At 48.4% G+C, this 17,105-nt stretch carries 14 protein-coding genes and 1 tRNA gene; 11 read left to right on the forward strand and 4 right to left on the reverse strand.

Annotation, left to right across the window (positions count from 1 at the left end):
- Positions 1-479: 479 nt before the first annotated feature.
- Positions 480-1,409 (forward strand): ABC transporter ATP-binding protein, encoded by a 930-nt coding sequence (locus LWL52_RS06355; RefSeq protein ID WP_242918025.1) that lies wholly within the window; start codon positions 480-482, stop codon positions 1,407-1,409.
- Positions 1,406-5,002, forward strand: coding sequence for an ABC transporter permease/M1 family aminopeptidase (locus LWL52_RS06360; protein WP_242918027.1), 3,597 nt, complete (start codon positions 1,406-1,408; stop codon positions 5,000-5,002). Before LWL52_RS06355 ends, LWL52_RS06360 begins: the two co-directional genes overlap by 4 nt.
- A 116-nt stretch (positions 5,003-5,118) precedes the next feature.
- Here LWL52_RS06360 and LWL52_RS06365 read toward each other — a convergent pair whose 3' ends face one another.
- Positions 5,119-6,042 (reverse strand): helix-turn-helix domain-containing protein, encoded by a 924-nt coding sequence (locus tag LWL52_RS06365; protein WP_242918029.1) that lies wholly within the window; start codon positions 6,040-6,042, stop codon positions 5,119-5,121.
- 173 nt (positions 6,043-6,215) lie between these two features.
- On the opposite strand from LWL52_RS06365, the gene LWL52_RS06370 reads away from it, so the two are divergent.
- The 6 genes from LWL52_RS06370 to LWL52_RS06395 all read left to right on the forward strand — a co-directional run bounded on the left by LWL52_RS06370 (position 6,216) and on the right by LWL52_RS06395 (position 11,705).
- Positions 6,216-7,067: an aldo/keto reductase gene (locus tag LWL52_RS06370; protein WP_242918031.1), complete on the forward strand. Its 852-nt coding sequence runs from the start codon at positions 6,216-6,218 to the stop codon at positions 7,065-7,067.
- Between the two features lie 21 nt (positions 7,068-7,088).
- Positions 7,089-8,072, forward strand: a complete 984-nt coding sequence (locus LWL52_RS06375) for an aldo/keto reductase (RefSeq protein WP_242920666.1) — start codon at positions 7,089-7,091, stop codon at positions 8,070-8,072.
- A gap of 147 nt (positions 8,073-8,219) precedes the next feature.
- Entirely contained in the window at positions 8,220-8,558 is a 339-nt protein-coding gene (locus LWL52_RS06380; RefSeq protein WP_242918034.1) for a cupin domain-containing protein, read from the forward strand.
- Between the two features lie 629 nt (positions 8,559-9,187).
- Positions 9,188-9,880 carry an SOS response-associated peptidase gene (locus tag LWL52_RS06385; RefSeq protein ID WP_242918036.1) on the forward strand — a complete coding sequence of 231 codons (693 nt, stop codon included), beginning with the start codon at positions 9,188-9,190 and terminating at the stop codon, positions 9,878-9,880.
- Positions 9,881-9,975: 95 nt separating this feature from the next.
- Positions 9,976-10,440, forward strand: coding sequence for a LexA family protein (locus LWL52_RS06390; protein WP_242918038.1), 465 nt, complete (start codon positions 9,976-9,978; stop codon positions 10,438-10,440).
- Positions 10,437-11,705 (forward strand): Y-family DNA polymerase, encoded by a 1,269-nt coding sequence (locus LWL52_RS06395; RefSeq protein ID WP_242918040.1) that lies wholly within the window; start codon positions 10,437-10,439, stop codon positions 11,703-11,705. Before LWL52_RS06390 ends, LWL52_RS06395 begins: the two co-directional genes overlap by 4 nt.
- Positions 11,706-12,237: 532 nt before the next feature.
- On the opposite strand, the gene LWL52_RS06400 is transcribed toward LWL52_RS06395, so the two are convergent.
- Positions 12,238-12,309, reverse strand: a tRNA-Glu gene (locus LWL52_RS06400).
- A 198-nt stretch (positions 12,310-12,507) separates the two neighbouring features.
- Here LWL52_RS06400 and LWL52_RS06405 point away from each other — a divergent pair.
- The 3 genes from LWL52_RS06405 (at position 12,508) to LWL52_RS06415 (ending at position 14,061) form a co-directional block, all read left to right on the forward strand.
- Positions 12,508-12,783 carry a hypothetical protein gene (locus LWL52_RS06405; RefSeq protein ID WP_242918042.1) on the forward strand — a complete coding sequence of 92 codons (276 nt, stop codon included), beginning with the start codon at positions 12,508-12,510 and terminating at the stop codon, positions 12,781-12,783.
- A 70-nt stretch (positions 12,784-12,853) separates the two neighbouring features.
- Positions 12,854-13,180, forward strand: a complete 327-nt coding sequence (locus tag LWL52_RS06410) for a hypothetical protein (RefSeq protein WP_242918044.1) — start codon at positions 12,854-12,856, stop codon at positions 13,178-13,180.
- Between the two features lie 173 nt (positions 13,181-13,353).
- Positions 13,354-14,061, forward strand: coding sequence for an SIMPL domain-containing protein (locus LWL52_RS06415; RefSeq protein WP_242918046.1), 708 nt, complete (start codon positions 13,354-13,356; stop codon positions 14,059-14,061).
- A gap of 150 nt (positions 14,062-14,211) precedes the next feature.
- Here the strand turns inward: LWL52_RS06415 and LWL52_RS06420 are convergent, their stop codons facing one another.
- A complete protein-coding gene (locus tag LWL52_RS06420; RefSeq protein WP_242918048.1) occupies positions 14,212-15,219 on the reverse strand; it encodes a hypothetical protein in 1,008 nt (335 codons plus the stop codon).
- Between the two features lie 266 nt (positions 15,220-15,485).
- On the reverse strand, positions 15,486-17,087 hold the full coding sequence (locus LWL52_RS06425) for a hypothetical protein (RefSeq protein WP_242918050.1): 1,602 nt from the start codon (positions 17,085-17,087) through the stop codon (positions 15,486-15,488).
- Between the last annotated feature and the right edge of the window lie 18 nt (positions 17,088-17,105).

Here is a 17,105-nt window from a genome sequence, read left to right on the forward strand (position 1 = left end):
ATGATCCCTACCAGCCTGAGAACATAAGCCCCCTTCTGATTTTTACCTAAGTACCGGGAAAGGAGATAGAAGTGGCTGTAGAATACATACAAACATGTTAAAATGAACCCTGTGGTTAAGGTAAGCCAGTAGGCATTATCCTGACTTAGTTGAAAGGCTATCAAGAGGCTGAACAGGCTCCAGACCAGGAGGTGAATCAGCCGGAAGATTCTTTTAATTCGGTTCATAGAACAAAGTTATTTTTTCCTGCCACACCCTGATAGCCTACTCGGCCAGTGCCTTATATCAATCTACGAACCAGCCAATAGCGCCTGCAACTACTTTGAGGGAAGCTATGCTGCCACTGGTCGATTATTTGGCAGCAGTAGCATATTGCTTTTTGCTTTTTGATGCGGTACCGGTTCTTTTATTCTGAAAATGAACAGGATTAGTTTAATGCTTTTCCTTTCATTAATAACATGGCCTAACGAAATGAAACTATGGAAAATCACCAGGAAAGCCTTTCCATCCGCAATGTGTCCAAAACATACACCAATGGGGTGCAGGCATTGCATAGTATTTCGCTGGACATCCCCGCGGGTATGTACGGATTGCTGGGGCCTAACGGCGCTGGCAAGTCTACTCTGATGCGAATACTGGCTACGCTGCAGGAGCCGGATGAAGGTCAGATATTTTTGGGTAAGTTAAATGTGCTGCACCAGAAGGATGAAGTACGCCAGACACTAGGCTACCTTCCGCAGGAGTTCGGGGTCTACCCAAAGTCGAGTGCAGAAGAGTTGCTGGACTACTTTGCCGTACTCAAAGGCATTACCAACCGGGCTGTTCGCAAAGAAACCACAGAAACCCTGCTCCGGCAAACGAACCTATGGGACAAACGCAAACAGAAGCTGGGCGGCTTTTCGGGTGGCATGAAGCAGCGGTTCGGGGTAGCAGTGGCCTTGCTGGGCAACCCGAAGCTGCTGATCGTGGATGAACCAACGGCTGGGCTGGATCCGGCCGAGCGTGTCCGTTTTCTGAATCTTTTAAGCGAATTAGGGGAAAACAGCGTCGTGATTTTATCCACGCACATTGTAGAAGATGTTTCAGAATTGTGTACCAACATGGCCATCATCAACAAAGGGCAGATACTTTTGGAAGCGCAGCCGCTGGAGGCCGTAAACGCCCTCAAAGGCCGTGTCTGGCGCAAATTGGTCCCCAAAGATGCACTGCTAGCCATGGAACAGGAGCACCAGGTCATTTCTGCCAAGCTCCTGAGCGGACGCTTGATGGTGCGTGTTTATACCCAGGATAGCCCAGGCAGTAGTTTTGACCAGGTGGAGCCGGACCTGGAGGATGTCTATTTCAGTACGATGGCGGGCTACTGTGGCAAAATAAAACAACAGCAACGTGTGGAGGAGGTACAGCCATGAAGTTTCGGAAAATTTTCCAGCTAGAATTTACCTACCAGGTTCGCCGGGCCACTACCTGGCTTTACTTTGCTGTAATGTTAGTATTCGCTTATATGTGGGTAATAGGCAATTACATCCATGATGCGCGCGACGGTTATTTCTTACTCAATGCGCCTATCGTTATAGCGGCCGTTACCGTGCTTTGCAGTCTCTTCTGGCTTCCGGTAGGCGCATCGGTGGCGGGCGATGCGGCGGCACGAGATGTGCAGACCCGTATGCATTCCCTTACCTACACTGCCCCCGCCGGTAAAGCTAACTACCTGGGAGGTCGGTTCCTGGCCGCCTTCGCTCTCAATACCTGCATCATGTTAGGCGTACCGGTGGGTATCCTGCTCGGGATGCACTTTTCCGGGGTAGAAGCTGAGATCCTGGGCCCCTTCCGAACGGCTGCTTACCTGACTGTTTTTTTCTATATCTTAATCCCTAACGCATTTTATGCGACGGCCATCCAGTTCTCGCTGGCAGCCCTATCCCGTCGGGCGATGGTTAGTTACCTGGGGGGAGCCCTCCTGTTTGCGGCCGCCTTTCTCTTTGGTCAGTTCCTGCAGAATGCGGGGGAATGGGGAAATCTGATAGATCCTGTCAATTTTACCCCGGTTATGAGCCTTCTGTCAAATGAATGGACCCCACTGGAGAAAAGTACGCGCTTGTTCCAACCAGAGGGCTCCCTGCTTTGGAACCGCTTCCTATGGTTTGGGATCTCACTGGGTATGCTGGCGCTTACCTACTTCCGTTTTCAATTCCATACTCCTGAAACAGGCAAAAAGCGCAAGAAAACTGATCAACCAAAAACTGAGGTGTCGGCTCTATCGTGGCTGCGGCGGGAATCGAATGAAGTGCTGCCGCAGGTGCGGGGAACGTATAACATGCCTACTCATTTGCGGCAATTGCGTGTTATCACCAGTAAATTATTCTTACAGCTCGCAAAGAGCCCTGCCGGTCTTCTCTTATTAGCTGCCATTGCGCTGTTGGTGAGTTTGTCCATGCCCGGCAATATAAAGGCCAAAGGCGTACCACTGTGGCCCAGAACTGATTATGTGGTTAACTATATAACGGCACCACTGGGCGATCTCCACACCTTCTGGATCCTGATCACGCTGCTTACTATTTTTTATGCCGGAGAACTGGTCTGGAAAGAGAGAGAAACAGGTATAAACGAGATTGCGAATGCGGCCCCAGTGCCGGAGTGGGTGCTGTTCCTGAGCAGGTTGCTGGCGTTAAGTTTGATGCTCATTGTGTGGTTGGCATTGCTGTTGATGGCAGGAATTTTTGCACAGGATGGTATAGGTGGCGCGCCAATCGAGCTCGGGCTATATGTAAAAGCACTTTTTGGGCTTCAGTTAGTAGAATGTCTGCTCTGGGTCCTACTTGCACTTTTTGTCCATGTACTGGTCAATCATAAATACCTGGGCCATTTTTTTGCCCTGCTTGCCTTTGGGTTTATCGCGTTTGCTCCTGGTCTCGGCATCAGCCACAAGTTGCTCATCTTTGGGTCCAGCCCAGGTTGGTCGTATACCAGTATGACCGGTTTTAACTTGTCGCTGGAACCGTGGCTATGGTTTAAATTCTACTGGTTATCGTGGTCGCTGCTGCTGGCTGTAGCGGCAAAACTTTGCTGGGTGCGGGGCCGGGAAGTGGGGTTAAAGTCGCGCTTCCGCTTAGGTCGCCGTCGCATCACCCGGTCCACCATCATAGTAGCCACGGTGGCGGTAGCGGGTATACTTCTGTTTGGAGGCTTCATCTTCTATAACACCAATGTCCACAACAATTACCTGACTTCATCTGAAATGGCGGAGCTGCGTGCCAGGTATGAGCAGCGGTATAAAAAGTACGCCCGTATTCCGCAGCCCCAACAGGCAAGTACGTCTTTGCATATAGAGATCTATCCCGAGAAGCGGGAGGCAATTGTTCGAGGTACTTACTTGCTCGTGAACCATCATCAGGACTCGATCGATTCTGTACATGTGAGTATAGCGCCGGGAGTTGAAACAAAAGCCATTACCTTTAATCAGCCTACTACCCGGGTACTGGAAGATAATGTACTGGGGTACCAGGTTTATACTCTGGCAAAGCCGCTCCAGCCCGGTGACTCCTTGCAACTCGGCTTTGAAGTGCAGGTGGGGCAACGCGGTTTTTCTAACAACGGGGCAGATGCCTCGATAACCCCAAACAGCACCAATTTTCGAAATTATGAATGGCTACCTGCTATTGGCTATCAGTCTTACCGCGAATTAGATAACGCAGAAGCCAGAGCTAAATATGGATTAGTGCCCCGCCCCGCTACTGCTTCCCTTTATGATGTAGCGGCCCGTCTAAACGCTCCGTTTGCCGAAAGAATCACATTTGACGCGGTAGTGGGTACGGACAAAGGTCAAATAGTCGTCGCACCGGGTACCTTGCGCCAGACATGGACAAAAGGAGCCCGCCGCTACTTCCATTATGCTACGGATGCGCCTATCCGGAACGAATACAGTTTTTTCTCGGCCAACTACGCCGTGTATGAAGGCCGGTGGAAAGATGTCGCTATCCAGATCTACCATGACCCGGAGCAATCCCATAATCTGGCGCGCATAGTGCGGAGCGTGCAAGCTTCTTTAGCTTATTACAGCAGGCAATTCGGCCCGTATCCACACCATACCATCCGGTTTGTATCTGACCCGGGGTACGAGTTTGGAAACCATGCCGCCCCGATCAATATCACGACTAAGGAAGGGTTCTTTCTCATGAACCCGGATGCTGATCCACGAAAATTTGATCTGGTGTCGGCGGTGGTGGCACATGAAGTGGCGCACCAGTGGTGGGGCAATCAGCTTGATCCGGCACTGGTAGAAGGAGCAGGGTTGCTTTCCGAGAGCCTGGCGTGGTACTCGGCCATGGGAGTGCTGGAAGATAAGTATGGCGCGGAGCAACTGCAGCGGCTGTTAAGTTTCCTGCGGGAAGAGTATGATAACCCACATACCCAGGCTGCTGTACCATTGCTCCAGGCCAATGACTGGTATCAAAACTATCGCAAAGGCCCCTTTGCTTTGTATGCTTTAAGCCAGTATATCGGCAGAGAAAAGGTAAACAAAGCCATTCGGCATTTACTCGAAAAGAACAAATCAGGAAAACCTCCGCTGCCGACTTCACTTGATCTTTACCGGGAGCTGCAGGCAGCAACTCCTGACTCGCTTCAATATTTGCTGCACGATCTTTTCAAAGAAAATACATTCTGGGAGCTTAAGACAAGGCAAACTAGGGCAAAGCAGATCAAGCCCGATATCTGGCAGGTAACATTAGAAGTACAAGCACGCAAGTTTAAGGTAGACAGTATAGGAGTAGAGACGATGTTACCGCTGAACGATTGGATAGAAGTTGGGGTATTTGGAACTGCCAAAGCAGGAAAAGAGCAGGGCGAAATGCTTTCCCTGAAGAAGTATCTGTTCCATTCAGCTAAGCAGAAAATCACGTTACTGGTGCCAGGCAGGCCCAGTCAGGCAGGAATAGACCCTCGCTACCTGCTAATCGACTGGGACATCAAGGATAATATAGCGGATGTGAAAATGTTAAGATGACGGCTAAGCAGGATGCACAATTACAAAAATTTGTCAGTGCATCCTGCTGTTCCTGCCAGAGTTTAAGTAATATGCTTTCGCCATTGATGACGCGTTTAGCATGACAAAACTTAATGCTATTTTGCTGAAGCTAATTTCGTAGAAATTGGATGATTCCGATATTCATTGGGTGACGTACCCACTCGTTTCTTGAATAAGCGGGTAAAATGCTGGGGATACTTAAACCCTAGTTCATGGGCAATTTGACTGACTGACTTGCTATGGTCGAAAATCCTTTCTTTTGCCATATCCAATACCTTCGACTGTATGTATTCCTGGGCTGTGTGTCCTGTTTCCTTTTTTACCAGGTCGCCAAAGTAGTTTGCTGATAAATTCAGTTCGCCTGCACACCAGGCTACAGAAGGCAACCCAATCGTTTGTGGTTTGTCTGACTGGTAATACGTGTTCAGCAAATCCTCAAACCTTTCCAATACGCCTTTGTGTATATTATCACGGGTAATGAACTGGCGATCGTAAAACCGTTCGCAATAATTCAGAAACAACTCGATGTTGGAAACAATCAGTTTTTTACTGTGCTTATCAATGGCATGCTCCAACTCGTATTCAATCTTGGAAAGACAATCCAATATAATTTTCCTTTCCCGCTCAGATAAGTGAAGGGCTTCATTGGACTGGTAGCCAAAGAAAGTATAGTCCTGCATATGCCGTCCAAGCGTCGTGCCGTGGATTAAGTCTGGATGAAAGATAAGCGCTGTCCCTTTTGGTTGATACGTCTCTCCGCTATTTTCCACACCCACTACCTGCCCCGGGGCAATGAACACCAGCGTGCCTTCCTGGTAATCATAGGTATGGCGGCCATAGCGAAGATCACCGCAGTTGACTTCTTTTAAAAAGACAGTATAAAATCCAAAATACATACTGGCGGCTTGCCTGGGGCTTGCCTTGGATACATCCACAACGCTCACCAGCGGATGTAAGGTCTCATTGTTGTTAAAGGTGTTGTAATCGCTGATGGTCTCGAATCGCCGCAGATTATCCATGTCGCTTTCGTTTTACTGTTATTCAAAATTACCACCTTTTTCATGCTTTCCCCAGGATGCCTTCCCGGATCAGTAATAATGGTATATAAACCTGTAATCTGTATAACACGCTGGTATATACTACGCTTTACCTTTGCCATAGAAATTTTATCGTAACAGAAAGATAAAAGATTATGCAGAAAGTTAAATTAAATAACGGGGTAGAAATGCCCCTCCTGGGGTTTGGAGTTTTCCAGATTCCTGATGCAGAAGAATGTGAAAAAAGTGTATATGAAGCCATACAAGCCGGTTACCGGCTTATTGATACGGCGGCGGTATACCAGAATGAGGAAGCAGTAGGGAAAGCCATTAAGAGAAGCGGCATTCCGAGAGAAGAATTGTTTATTACAACCAAGCTTTGGATACAGGCGGAAGGGTATGCGGGAACAAAAAAGGCGTTTGAGAATTCCCTGAAACGCCTTCAGTTAGAGTATCTGGATTTATACCTCATACACCAGCCCTATGGCGATGTATACGGTGAATGGAGGGCCATGCAGGACCTGTACAGAGAAGGGAAAGCAAGAGCTATCGGCGTAAGCAATTTCCAGCCAGACCGGGTAATGGACCTGCTTGTGCATCACGAAGTAGTGCCGGCCGTGAACCAGATCGAAACACACCCTTTCCACCAGCAGCTAGAAACACAGCAGTTCCTGCAGGAAAACGACATTCAGATTGAGTCCTGGGGCCCTTTTGCAGAGGGCAAGAATGATCTTTTCAAGAATGAGCTGCTGCGCATGATAGGTGAGAAGTATAACAAGTCTATTGCACAGGTGGTGTTGCGCTGGCTTATACAAAGAGGTGTGGTGGCTATTCCTAAATCTGTGCATAAAGATCGCATAAAAGAGAACTTTAACATTTTTGACTTTGAGTTAAGCCAGCAGGACATGGAAGCCATTGTTTCCTTAGACCAAAAGGCTAGCCTCTTCTTCGACCATCGCGATCCGGCCATGGTGAAATGGCTGGGAGAAAGAAAGCTGGAAGATTGATAGATTTTAAAACTTACGATGATGCAAAAAAGAACATTAGGAAAAAGCGGCCTGGAAGTATCAGCACTTGGCCTGGGTTGTATGGGGTTAAGCTATGGCTATGGTCCTGCAACAGACAAACAGGATGCTGTTAAATTGATTCGGGCCGCCTACGAAAAAGGCATAACTTTTTTTGATACTGCTGAAGCATACGGCCCCTATACCAACGAAGAATTGCTTGGTGAAGCATTGGAGCCCTTCCGTAACAAGGTGGTAATTGCCACTAAATTCGGTTTCAAAGAAGGCAAAACAGCCCTGGGGCTGGACAGTCGCCCGGAAAACATCAGAGCAGTAGCTGAGGCTTCCCTCAAACGGTTGAAAACGGAAGTGATTGATTTGTTCTATCAGCACCGCGTTGACCCCAACGTTCCGATAGAAGAGGTAGCGGGAACAGTGAAGGAACTCATTCAGGAGGGAAAGGTGAAGCACTTCGGGCTTTCTGAAGCAGGAGTAGCCACTATCCGCAAGGCCCATACTGTTCATCCGGTAGCTGCCCTGCAAAGCGAATACTCCCTATGGTGGCGGGAGCCTGAAGCGGATATATTGCCCACACTCGAGGAGCTCGGCATTGGCTTTGTGCCCTTCAGCCCTTTAGGGAAAGGATTTCTGACAGGCAGAATTGATGCGAATACCACCTTTGGGAAGGAGGATTTTCGTAATACCGTTCCACGTTTTTCGGAAGAAAACCGGCAGGCAAACCAGGCGTTAGTCAATTTGCTTGGCAAGACGGCAAACGAGCAAAATGCCACTCCTGCCCAGGTAGCCCTGGCCTGGCTCCTGGCACAAAAGCCCTGGATCGTGCCTATACCGGGCACCACAAAACTACACAGATTAGAAGAAAACATCGGTTCAGCAGCCATTGCGTTACGTGTTGAGGACCTCAGGGAAATTACGGCCGCCGTTTCAAAGATTCAGGTGCAGGGCGGGCGATACTCGGAGCAAGCGCAAAAGATGATCAACCGATAGCGAACGGTTAAATTTTGTTCTCAATGCACACAGCTGCAACGCAAAGGATAAATTATAAATACGCTCTGAGGCGCGTAAAACGAAAAACGGCAATAACCTGATGAAAAAATTCTTGTATGTCATGCTTCTTTATACTGTCGTCTATTCTTGCAGGGCCATTGCGCAAGATGTTTCTGTTTTCCGAGAGGGGAATTAGGAAAGAACACAGATAATTACACGGGAGCTATCTGGCTTAATGAATTAAATAAACCTGATAACAATTTCAATTTCAGCATAGCGACTGCTACCTATGCGCCCGCTTCCAAACTGGATTGGCATATGCATCCTGGCGGCCAGATCCTGCTGATTACCGAAGGTGCCGGCTACTATCAGGAAAAAGGCAAACCGATTCAAATTATAAATAAAGGCGACGTCATCAAATGCCTTCCGGGCGTAGAGCAATGGCATGCAGCAGCACCAAATACCTCAACCGATGCGCAGCATTAATTTGCCCATACTCCGTTGATCGACTTCCCCTATGATACACATGCTCCTGACGTCTCTCCTTTTGACCTCAGCATGTTTTCTCTCAAAAGGAGAATAAACATACGAATGCGGCATCTACGGAACCTAACTGCTTCAATAGGCTTAGTAATAGTATAACGCAACTCTAATGTTTCTATTAAGCCTTCATTTTTCATAGCCAAGCTTTTGTGGTAGCTGTTCCAGAGCAGCTGCATGACCATGGGCATTTCGTTGCTATCAAGTATGGCTGATATCCCATTTATAAGGTCTACCGCTATCTTAAAAGAATACACGGCGAATGAGCAGCAAGTGGATAGGGAAGTGAACCTATTTACTGACTGGTTCGAAGTCGAGCTTTTTGACCATGTAGACACTATGCGGGTGGTATCGTGCTTCTCCCGCTACGGCAAGCTATAAACGCTTAAAAGCACTTGCTTGCGAGCTGGCATTCTTGGCTTGTACCCTGTAGGTGAAGTTCAATACTACCGGTGCTATACTTGTCCTGCTTCTGATGCGCCACGTAAAACAGAATTATAACTCTTATCTTTCGTAGCAACTGGTTACAAAATGTTACTTCTTGTAACCACCTGTTACTACTTATACAAAGACCTATGTGCGGCAGATACTCGATCATCTCCAAAAACAAAGAAAGCAAGGGCTCCGTGCGGGCTGCCCGCCTGCTGAAGCAGGCCGAAGTAGACAACCGCTTTAATGTGGCTCCTTCGCAGCTGCTACCCGTGATCACCAACGAAGAACCCGATAAGCTGCAGTTCTTTTCCTGGGGCCTGTTGCCGCACTGGGCCAAAGACAAAGGCTACAAGCTCAAGACCATCAATGCCCGGGCCGAGACGCTCACCGAAAAGCCCCTGTTCCGCGAACTCATTAACCGCAAGCGCTGCCTGGCACCCGCCGACAGCTTCTATGAGTGGCGCACCTCTTCGGCCGGCAAAGCCCCGTACCGCTTCCTTTTGAAAGATGAAGGGCTGTTCTGCTTTGCCGGCCTCTGGGACGAATGGACCGATAAGGAAACAGGGGAGGTGATCAACAGTTATACCCTGATCACCACAGCGGCAAATGAGTTGATGCTCCCCATCCATGACCGCATGCCTGTGCTGCTGCACCCGGAAGAAGAATCCCTGTGGCTCTCCGGTGAGCTGGCAGATGAGCACCTCCTGTCCCTGTTGCACCCTTATCCCAGCGAGGAGATGAAAGCATACCCGGTGTCGCATCTGGTGAATTCCCCGGCTAATGACAGCCCTCAGGTACTGGAACCGGCTCCGGAGCAGGGAAGCCTTTTTGGGTAGAATAATAAGCTTTGAAACTAAAAATAATAGTTTTGCTAAAAAATTTAGCTAAATATATAGCCGTTTCTTAATTTGCTGCCGTAAAAGAAGGCACTATGAAAGAAGCGAGCATTATTCCCCTGCACCCTATGCCTTGGCCCGAGGTGTTTCACCTGGAGGTGGAGAGCAGCCTGTTTATTCCCCTGGTGGGCGCCACCGTACGGGCCGGTTTCCCCAGTCCGGCCGATGATTACATCTCCGGGCGCATTGACCTGAACAGCTACGTGTCCTCTAACCCTACCTCCACGTTTCTGGTGAAAGTAGTAGGCGATAGTATGATTGGCGCCCATATTGCCCCGGGAGACCTAGCCGTGGTCAACAAGGACCGCAAAGCCCGGAGCGGCGATATTGTGCTGGCTTATGTGGAAGGGGAGTTTACCATCAAGCGCTATGAGTTGCGCAAGGACGGGGCTTACCTGATAGCCGAAAACCCCAACTACCCACCTATCTGTATTCAGGATGCCGAGGCTGGTAGGATCTGGGGTATAGTAGTGGGCACGGTAAGAAGTTTTGGGGCATGACTTCGCTCTTTGCCCTGGTGGATTGCAACAACTTCTACGCCTCCTGTGAGCGGGTCTTCAATCCGGGGCTGGAAGGAAAGCCCGTGGTGATCCTCTCCAACAACGACGGCTGCGTGATCGCCCGCTCCAACGAAGCCAAGGCGCTGGGCCTGAAGATGGGGCAGCCTGTCTTTCAGGTACAGGAGCTCATCGAAAAGCACCAGGTGCAGGTCTTCTCCTCTAACTATGAGCTTTACGGGGATATGTCGGCCAGGGTGGTGGAGACGCTCTCGCAGTTTAGCCCACACCTGGAAGTATATTCGATTGATGAGAGCTTTCTGGATTTGGGGAATTTTTACCAGACCGATCTGACGGCTTACGCGAAGAATATTAAAGAGACGGTGGGGCAGTGGACGGGCATCCCGGTAGCGGTGGGCGTGGCCCCCACCAAGACGCTGGCCAAGCTGGCCAACCGGCTCTCCAAGAAGTCAGCTAAGGCAGGCGGGGTGTTGGTGCTCACCGAGGAAAAGCACATCGAAGCAGCGTTGAAACGAACTCAGGTGGGGGACGTGTGGGGTATCGGGCGTCGCTATGCCCTAAAGCTCTCCGGCTTAGGCGTGCATACCGCCTGGGACCTGCGCAATGTTACGGATGCCTTTGCTAAAAAGCACCTAACGGTAGTGGGCCTGCGCACAGTGAAAGAGCTGCGGGGTGAGCCCTGCCAGGACCTGGAGCTCTTGCCACCCGCCAAGCAGAACATCTGCACCTCCCGCTCCTTTGGTACGGCTATTACGCAGGTAACAGAAATAGAAGAGGCGCTCGCCACGCACGTGGTCAGGTGTGCGACGAAGCTGCGCAGACAGAAGAGCAGGGCAGGAGCCATGACTGTGTTTGCCATGACCAGCCGCTTTGCTGGGGAGGGGGAGCTGTATTCCAACTGCCGCACTGTTACTTTTGATACGCCCACCGACTCGGAACCCGAGCTCATCCGCTATGCCCTCAAAGCCCTGCGGGAGATCTACCGCCCTGGCTTCCGCTACCGCAAAACAGGACTTTTGTTACTGGACCTGGTGCCGGCCGAGTGTGTGCAGCTGAGCCTGCTGGACACTGTGGACCGGGAAAAGCACGCGCAGCTCATGCAGACGCTGGACGCGTTGCGGGAGCGCTTCGGCCATAGCGCTGTGAAGTATGGCGCGCAGGGCACGGAGCAGCGGTGGGGGCTTCGGCAGGAAAAGCTCTCACCTTGCTATTCTACGCGACTTGAGGATTTGCTTAAAGCCAGGTAGCCTCTTCTTTATCTCGACCGGTTTTCCTTGTGTATAAAGGAAAATCCTTCATCACTAATTTGAGCCCCGTAGTTTTTGGCGCAGGGTAAATATTCGGTTCTGTAGTCCTTTTTAATTCAAGAACTGAAATTTGATCGGAATAAGCTTGAGCCGTGTGAAATATAGAGACTTTTCCACGCGGGATATCGCTATATAGACTACATGTTTGTTTCCTTATTATGCTGCTTTTCTGTTTCGTCTTCAGGACGTTTGTGGGTTTTGAGTTTGAGGAACTCACACTTATGTTCCCGTCAATATAATAGTCCAAGTAATAACTGTACTTGCTGCTAGCCAATGATTTCTTTCTTAATGTTACACTCATCTTTTGTCTTTGTTTTTGCTTTAAAGTTTCCTGAAGTGGAAGCAAAAAAACGAGTAACAAGAGAGTAACAGAAATAATGCAAACAAGGGCAAAGAAGAGAAAAAAGTCGGAAATGGGTTAAAACAAGAAAGGAAGGCTAAAACAGCCTTCCTTTCTTGTTTGCAGGTTTAGTAGTCCGTAGGGGAATCGAACCCCTGTTGCCAGAATGAAAATCTGAAGTCCTAACCCCTAGACGAACGGACCGTGCTACTGTATTGCGGGTGCAAATATAGCGGGTGCTTTCTTTTTTCCAAAATCTTCCCTTATTTAATTTCAGAATTCTATATTATCTAAAGTTGGGTGATGAAAATTTATGGCGGGTGATTTTGCTGTTTATTTAACCAATATAGCCTACTTTCGTTAATATAGCCACATGTTACACTAAAACCAAGAAAGCCAACTATGGCCAAAAGCGTACAATATACCAACATCAACCCGGAGGCTTTTAATGCCCTGAAGGAGAAGTTAAAGCAAATGGGACTAACCCTGCAAGGTAATAATGGTAGCTTCAGCGAAAAAGGAGTTTCGGGCAAGTATACCTATAACCCCGAAGCACAAATACTGGCCATTGATGACCTGCAGGTAGGATTTCCGGCAAGTATGATGCTGTCGTCGGACAGCCTCGAGCAGCGCATGACCGAAATGGTTAGGCAGCATGGGGGGCAACCAACAGCATAAGAGCCAGCCTTTCTGGGCATCGCTCCGTATAAAGTAAAAGTTAACTTTAATATTGATCAGAAAATATACTATGGAAAACAATACGTCACAAAATAAGGGAAACAGCAACGCGAAGGACACGCAAAACAAAGGACAAGGTAATGCAGAAGGTGTGCTCTCGTTATTGCAACCACATGATATGTCCAGAACAGTAGAGTCGGCCTTGCACGTGTTTCAGGGGCGCCACGAAAAACTGCCTGAACTCATGCAGGATGTGGGTAACATTATTTTAAAGGCAACAAAACGCTTCACCACGACACAGCTTATACTTACTGCCGGGGCTTTAACAATCGGTGCGGTCTTGCTGGCCCGTTACAGTGCCCACGATGATGATTTTGAGTATGCCGAAGCTTCTTAAGCTTTTCAATACATGTAAAGAACCCTTAATCTAAAAAGTTAAGGGTTTTTTTATGCCTTTCCGGTTAAGATTTGTTTATTGGTATAAGATTTGATTAGTCATAGCCTATATAGAAGTAAACTATACTTCAATCATTTTACCTTTAACTTTAGCCAACATTAAAACCCGAAACTATGAAAAGTATGAAATGGATTACCCTTTTAGTTGTCGTATTATTTACAACGCTGCAGGTACAGGCGCAGCAACAGGTAATGCCTCCGCTGGTGCATGTAACCGGGGTAGGAGAGATAAAAGTGCAGCCCGACCAGGTACTGCTCAATTTCGGCGTAGAAGTACGCGACAAGAACCTGGACCAGGCACGCAAACAAACCGATGCCAAAGCGGCCGCCGTTATCAGCTACCTTAAAAAACAGGGCATTGATGCCAAAAATATCCAGACTTCTTACGTAAATGTGCAGCCGGTTTATAATGGCGATGCGTATGGCAGAACCTCGCCTGATTTTTATATGGCGCAGAAAAGTATGACCGTGCTGATAAAGAAACTGGACAAGTTCGACCAGGTAGTGGCAGGTTTGTATGAAGTTGGCGTGAACCGGGTGGATGGCATCTCGTTCCAGGTGTCGGACCTGGATAAGTATACGGCCGAAGCACGAAAAAAAGCGGTAAACAATGCCAGGCAGAAAGCTGCTGCCCTTACCGCAGAATTGGGAGCTAAACTTGGCCGCGTATACGCCATTAATGAAAATGCACCCAACGGTGGAATGCCAAGACCTATGTATGCGAAGATGGAATCAGCTGCATATGACCAGAGTGGCCCCTCTATTGCTGGCGGCGAGGTGGTGGTAACGTCAACGGTGGATGTTAGCTTTTTGATTGAATAAGAAAAGCTCTTTTCAAGGATAAAAAGCAGGAAGCTGGTAATTTTTACCAGCTTCCTGCTTTTTATCCGTTATACTTCCAAAGTATTGTGCTGCATCATACGCAGCCCGATTTAATTCAAATCGCCAAAGTGTTTCTGATGCCGCGTTCTTTTATAGTATAAAGCTCTTTTTATCAAAGTGCCGGATGGCTCTAAGGTTGGCTTGTTCGTCAAGCAGGAAACTCAGGGGCTGCTGCGGATCTTTAAGGATATCCTGCGCGCGTATACTCCAGGGCTTCAGCATTTCCTCCAACATGTGGGCATAGGCCGGCATTTCCCAGGGGTTGAACACCTCGCTTGTCACGTCGTCAATCAGGGTGTCGAGCAGGAGGGTCGTATCCTGGGGTTTCACAGTGCGGATAAAATACTCCGGCACCACATTAAATATGTAGGCAGCATAAAATACGCGGGCCTTAAATTCGGCCAGTTGTACCGGATGCAACGCATGCCCTTCTGTTAACTTATAAAGCTTGCCCAAAGCTCTTCGGATAATCCCGTTATCGAGAAGCTTGCACACAATGGCAACCTCTCCCAGCTTAATGCTAAACACCATCGTACGCAGCTCGTCCTGGTATTCGAATGGCACCTCGTCCTCTTCCGGACTCACTTCCAGCAGAAACAAGGAACAAGGCAGGAAATCAGAGAAGATCATCGACACCCGCAATGATTGCAATACTTTAAAGAACTCGCGGAACTTGCCCAGCATTTTAGGCTCCTCGCTAATTGGGTATTGCGGCGTAATGACCGGATCCATTTCCCGGATAAGTTCAGTTATTAGCATGCCATAATACATTTTACCGATCCATTGAAAAAGCCTTTGTGGCGGCAATGCTTCCAAGCCCTTTTTCCCTTGCGCTGCTGCCTGGGCTACTTGCTGTTCCAGCGGAATTATGTGCTCCAAATGGCAACGGTCACAGCAGGGTATGGTGAGTGCCTTATAGGTAGTAATGCTCTTATCAAGTTGCAGCAACTCTTTATCCTGTAGGTTATATTGTTGCTGCAGCCATTCCCCGAAAACAGGCGTTCGGTGCGCAGGCGTAATGCTGGTGCCGCATAAGAAACAATGCTGGTCGCTAAACTGCATTTGCTCAAATGGGTCGTATAGGTGTAGGTCCGTCATCTTCTCGTTTAATTGCGGGGCAAAGATAACAAAACACCTGCAGTATGGCTTTAAGCAGCGGAGGCTTTATACAGGCAGCTAAATTTGCGATGCCTGCAACAAGGAGAGAAGTGGATAAAAGATAAAAGCATTTGGCCTGAATGCGACAAGCCGCTTAACTATTTGGAAATCCATAAGTTATGTGGAGTCTTATTGTAAGTGCGAAATAAAAAGCCTTTATACCTGGCAGCCAGGTATAAAGGCTTTTTATAGAATAGGGCAAGCCGCTATTTTGCTTCTGTATCCGGGCTGAAATCTTTAAACGTTTTGGCTACGTTTTCATCTGTGGGCTTGGCTTTGTTTTTCCAGCCCGCATCCAGCTCCAGTGCCACTAAGCCTTTCAGGTTCATCAGGGCCACAAAATCATCCACGTCCTTAATAAATTCCGGTTTACGACGCGAAGACTTCAGCGCATACTTACGGGCAAAAACGTCGCCTTTTGTCTGCAGCTCATTGCGTTTTTCAATGATGTAGTTGAGGCGTTCTACTAGATCTTTTGTAGACCGGCCAATCACTTCGGTAGCTTCCAGGGTGCCGATCGTCATGACCATGGTACCGCCAATAGTGGTGATCTTTTTGGAAGTGGCCGGCTCTTCTACCACCACCGGCGAAATACCCGTTACAGCACCCAGGGAGGCGTTGGTAAGAGAGCGGCCTTTTTTGCCTCTTTTTGCCCGGTTATACTTCTTCTTCAGATCTTCTTCCGACTGTTTCAACTGCTCCATCAGGTCCCAGGCTCTAACCAGGGACGAACGGTATTCGCTATATAGTTTACGATCTATTTCAGCTTCGTTTATCGCATTCAGGATGGAAATAGAAATAGTTCGCTCTTCCCGCTTATTCGATTTGTCCATCACAAAAAAAGTAATGTCAAACGAAACGGAATCCTGCGTGTCTTTCACAAAATCATAGCCCGGCTTCCAGATAAATTCGTATTGTGAGGCCGTATTCTTAACTAACGTGCTGGCAGGAACATCGGTATTTTCGGAAAGAAAACTGAACAGGGCAATGTCATTATCGCCATTAGGGTCATACAGCTGAAACTTCAGATTGATGGTAGTGCCCTCTTTATACTTAAATTTTTTGATGGAGGGAATCATCTGAATGCTGGGGGGCAGGTCCTGCTGGGTAGCTTCTATTTTGAAATAGCCTTTGGTGCGCCCCTTGGCGGGCTGGTCTTCTACATAGAACTCTAGCATGACAGGGCGGCTGCGCAGGGAATTGAACTGGGAAAGGGATGGTTTCCAGGTAAATTCTCCCTGCGGTGATAGCTTGGCCCCCTCGGGCATTGTATCCCCGATAGGTACGATTACAATCGGGTCGTTGTCTTCATCCTTGATTACGGATGACTCAATTGTATAGGTGTTGACTGTATTGTAACGCACATACAAGGGCTTCAATTCCCCTACAACCGGGGGGCGGTTGACATGCTCAATTTTAAAATCAATGATTTGGTTTACGCTTTCCTGTTTGCGGTTTTTTGCTTCGAACAAAAGCTGAATGGTGCGGCCATTGCTCAGGCGATCCACAAAATCATAACTGGGAGTCCAGGAAAAATGACCAAGCGAATCAAACTGCATTCCTTCCACTTTTCCCTGTGTGAGTGAATAAGTAAACACACTGTCTTTCCCTCCTGCGGCTTTTACATCAAACTCCAGTCTCTGGCCTTCCCGCAGCACTTTCCAGCCTGGTTGCGCCGGAAATATGAGTTTTAAGGGGGCAGAGGCGCCGGAAGCGGATGGGCTTATTGCAACTGCCGGAGCATTCTGGGCAAAGGCCCGGGTAAAAAGTAAGATAGCAACAGAGAAAAGAAGGGTACTCTTTTTCATATTAAAAGGAACGTGGCG

The organism is Pontibacter liquoris (assembly GCF_022758235.1).
GTDB classification, from domain to species: Bacteria; Bacteroidota; Bacteroidia; order Cytophagales; family Hymenobacteraceae; genus Pontibacter; species Pontibacter liquoris.

Excerpts from the sequence above, each read along its gene's own strand:
- LWL52_RS06390 (WP_242918038.1), top strand. The coding sequence starts at position 9,976 with ATGAAAGAAGCGAGCATTATTCCCCTGCACCCTATGCCTTGGCCCGAG.
- LWL52_RS06375 (WP_242920666.1), top strand. The coding sequence starts at position 7,089 with ATGCAAAAAAGAACATTAGGAAAAAGCGGCCTGGAAGTATCAGCACTT.
- LWL52_RS06355 (WP_242918025.1), top strand. The coding sequence starts at position 480 with ATGGAAAATCACCAGGAAAGCCTTTCCATCCGCAATGTGTCCAAAACA.
- LWL52_RS06405 (WP_242918042.1), top strand. The coding sequence starts at position 12,508 with ATGGCCAAAAGCGTACAATATACCAACATCAACCCGGAGGCTTTTAAT.
- LWL52_RS06410 (WP_242918044.1), top strand. The coding sequence starts at position 12,854 with ATGGAAAACAATACGTCACAAAATAAGGGAAACAGCAACGCGAAGGAC.
- LWL52_RS06385 (WP_242918036.1), top strand. The coding sequence starts at position 9,188 with ATGTGCGGCAGATACTCGATCATCTCCAAAAACAAAGAAAGCAAGGGC.
- LWL52_RS06425 (WP_242918050.1), bottom strand. The coding sequence starts at position 17,087 with ATGAAAAAGAGTACCCTTCTTTTCTCTGTTGCTATCTTACTTTTTACC.
- LWL52_RS06365 (WP_242918029.1), bottom strand. The coding sequence starts at position 6,042 with ATGGATAATCTGCGGCGATTCGAGACCATCAGCGATTACAACACCTTT.
- LWL52_RS06360 (WP_242918027.1), top strand. The coding sequence starts at position 1,406 with ATGAAGTTTCGGAAAATTTTCCAGCTAGAATTTACCTACCAGGTTCGC.
- LWL52_RS06370 (WP_242918031.1), top strand. The coding sequence starts at position 6,216 with ATGCAGAAAGTTAAATTAAATAACGGGGTAGAAATGCCCCTCCTGGGG.
- LWL52_RS06415 (WP_242918046.1), top strand. The coding sequence starts at position 13,354 with ATGAAAAGTATGAAATGGATTACCCTTTTAGTTGTCGTATTATTTACA.
- LWL52_RS06395 (WP_242918040.1), top strand. The coding sequence starts at position 10,437 with ATGACTTCGCTCTTTGCCCTGGTGGATTGCAACAACTTCTACGCCTCC.
- LWL52_RS06420 (WP_242918048.1), bottom strand. The coding sequence starts at position 15,219 with ATGACGGACCTACACCTATACGACCCATTTGAGCAAATGCAGTTTAGC.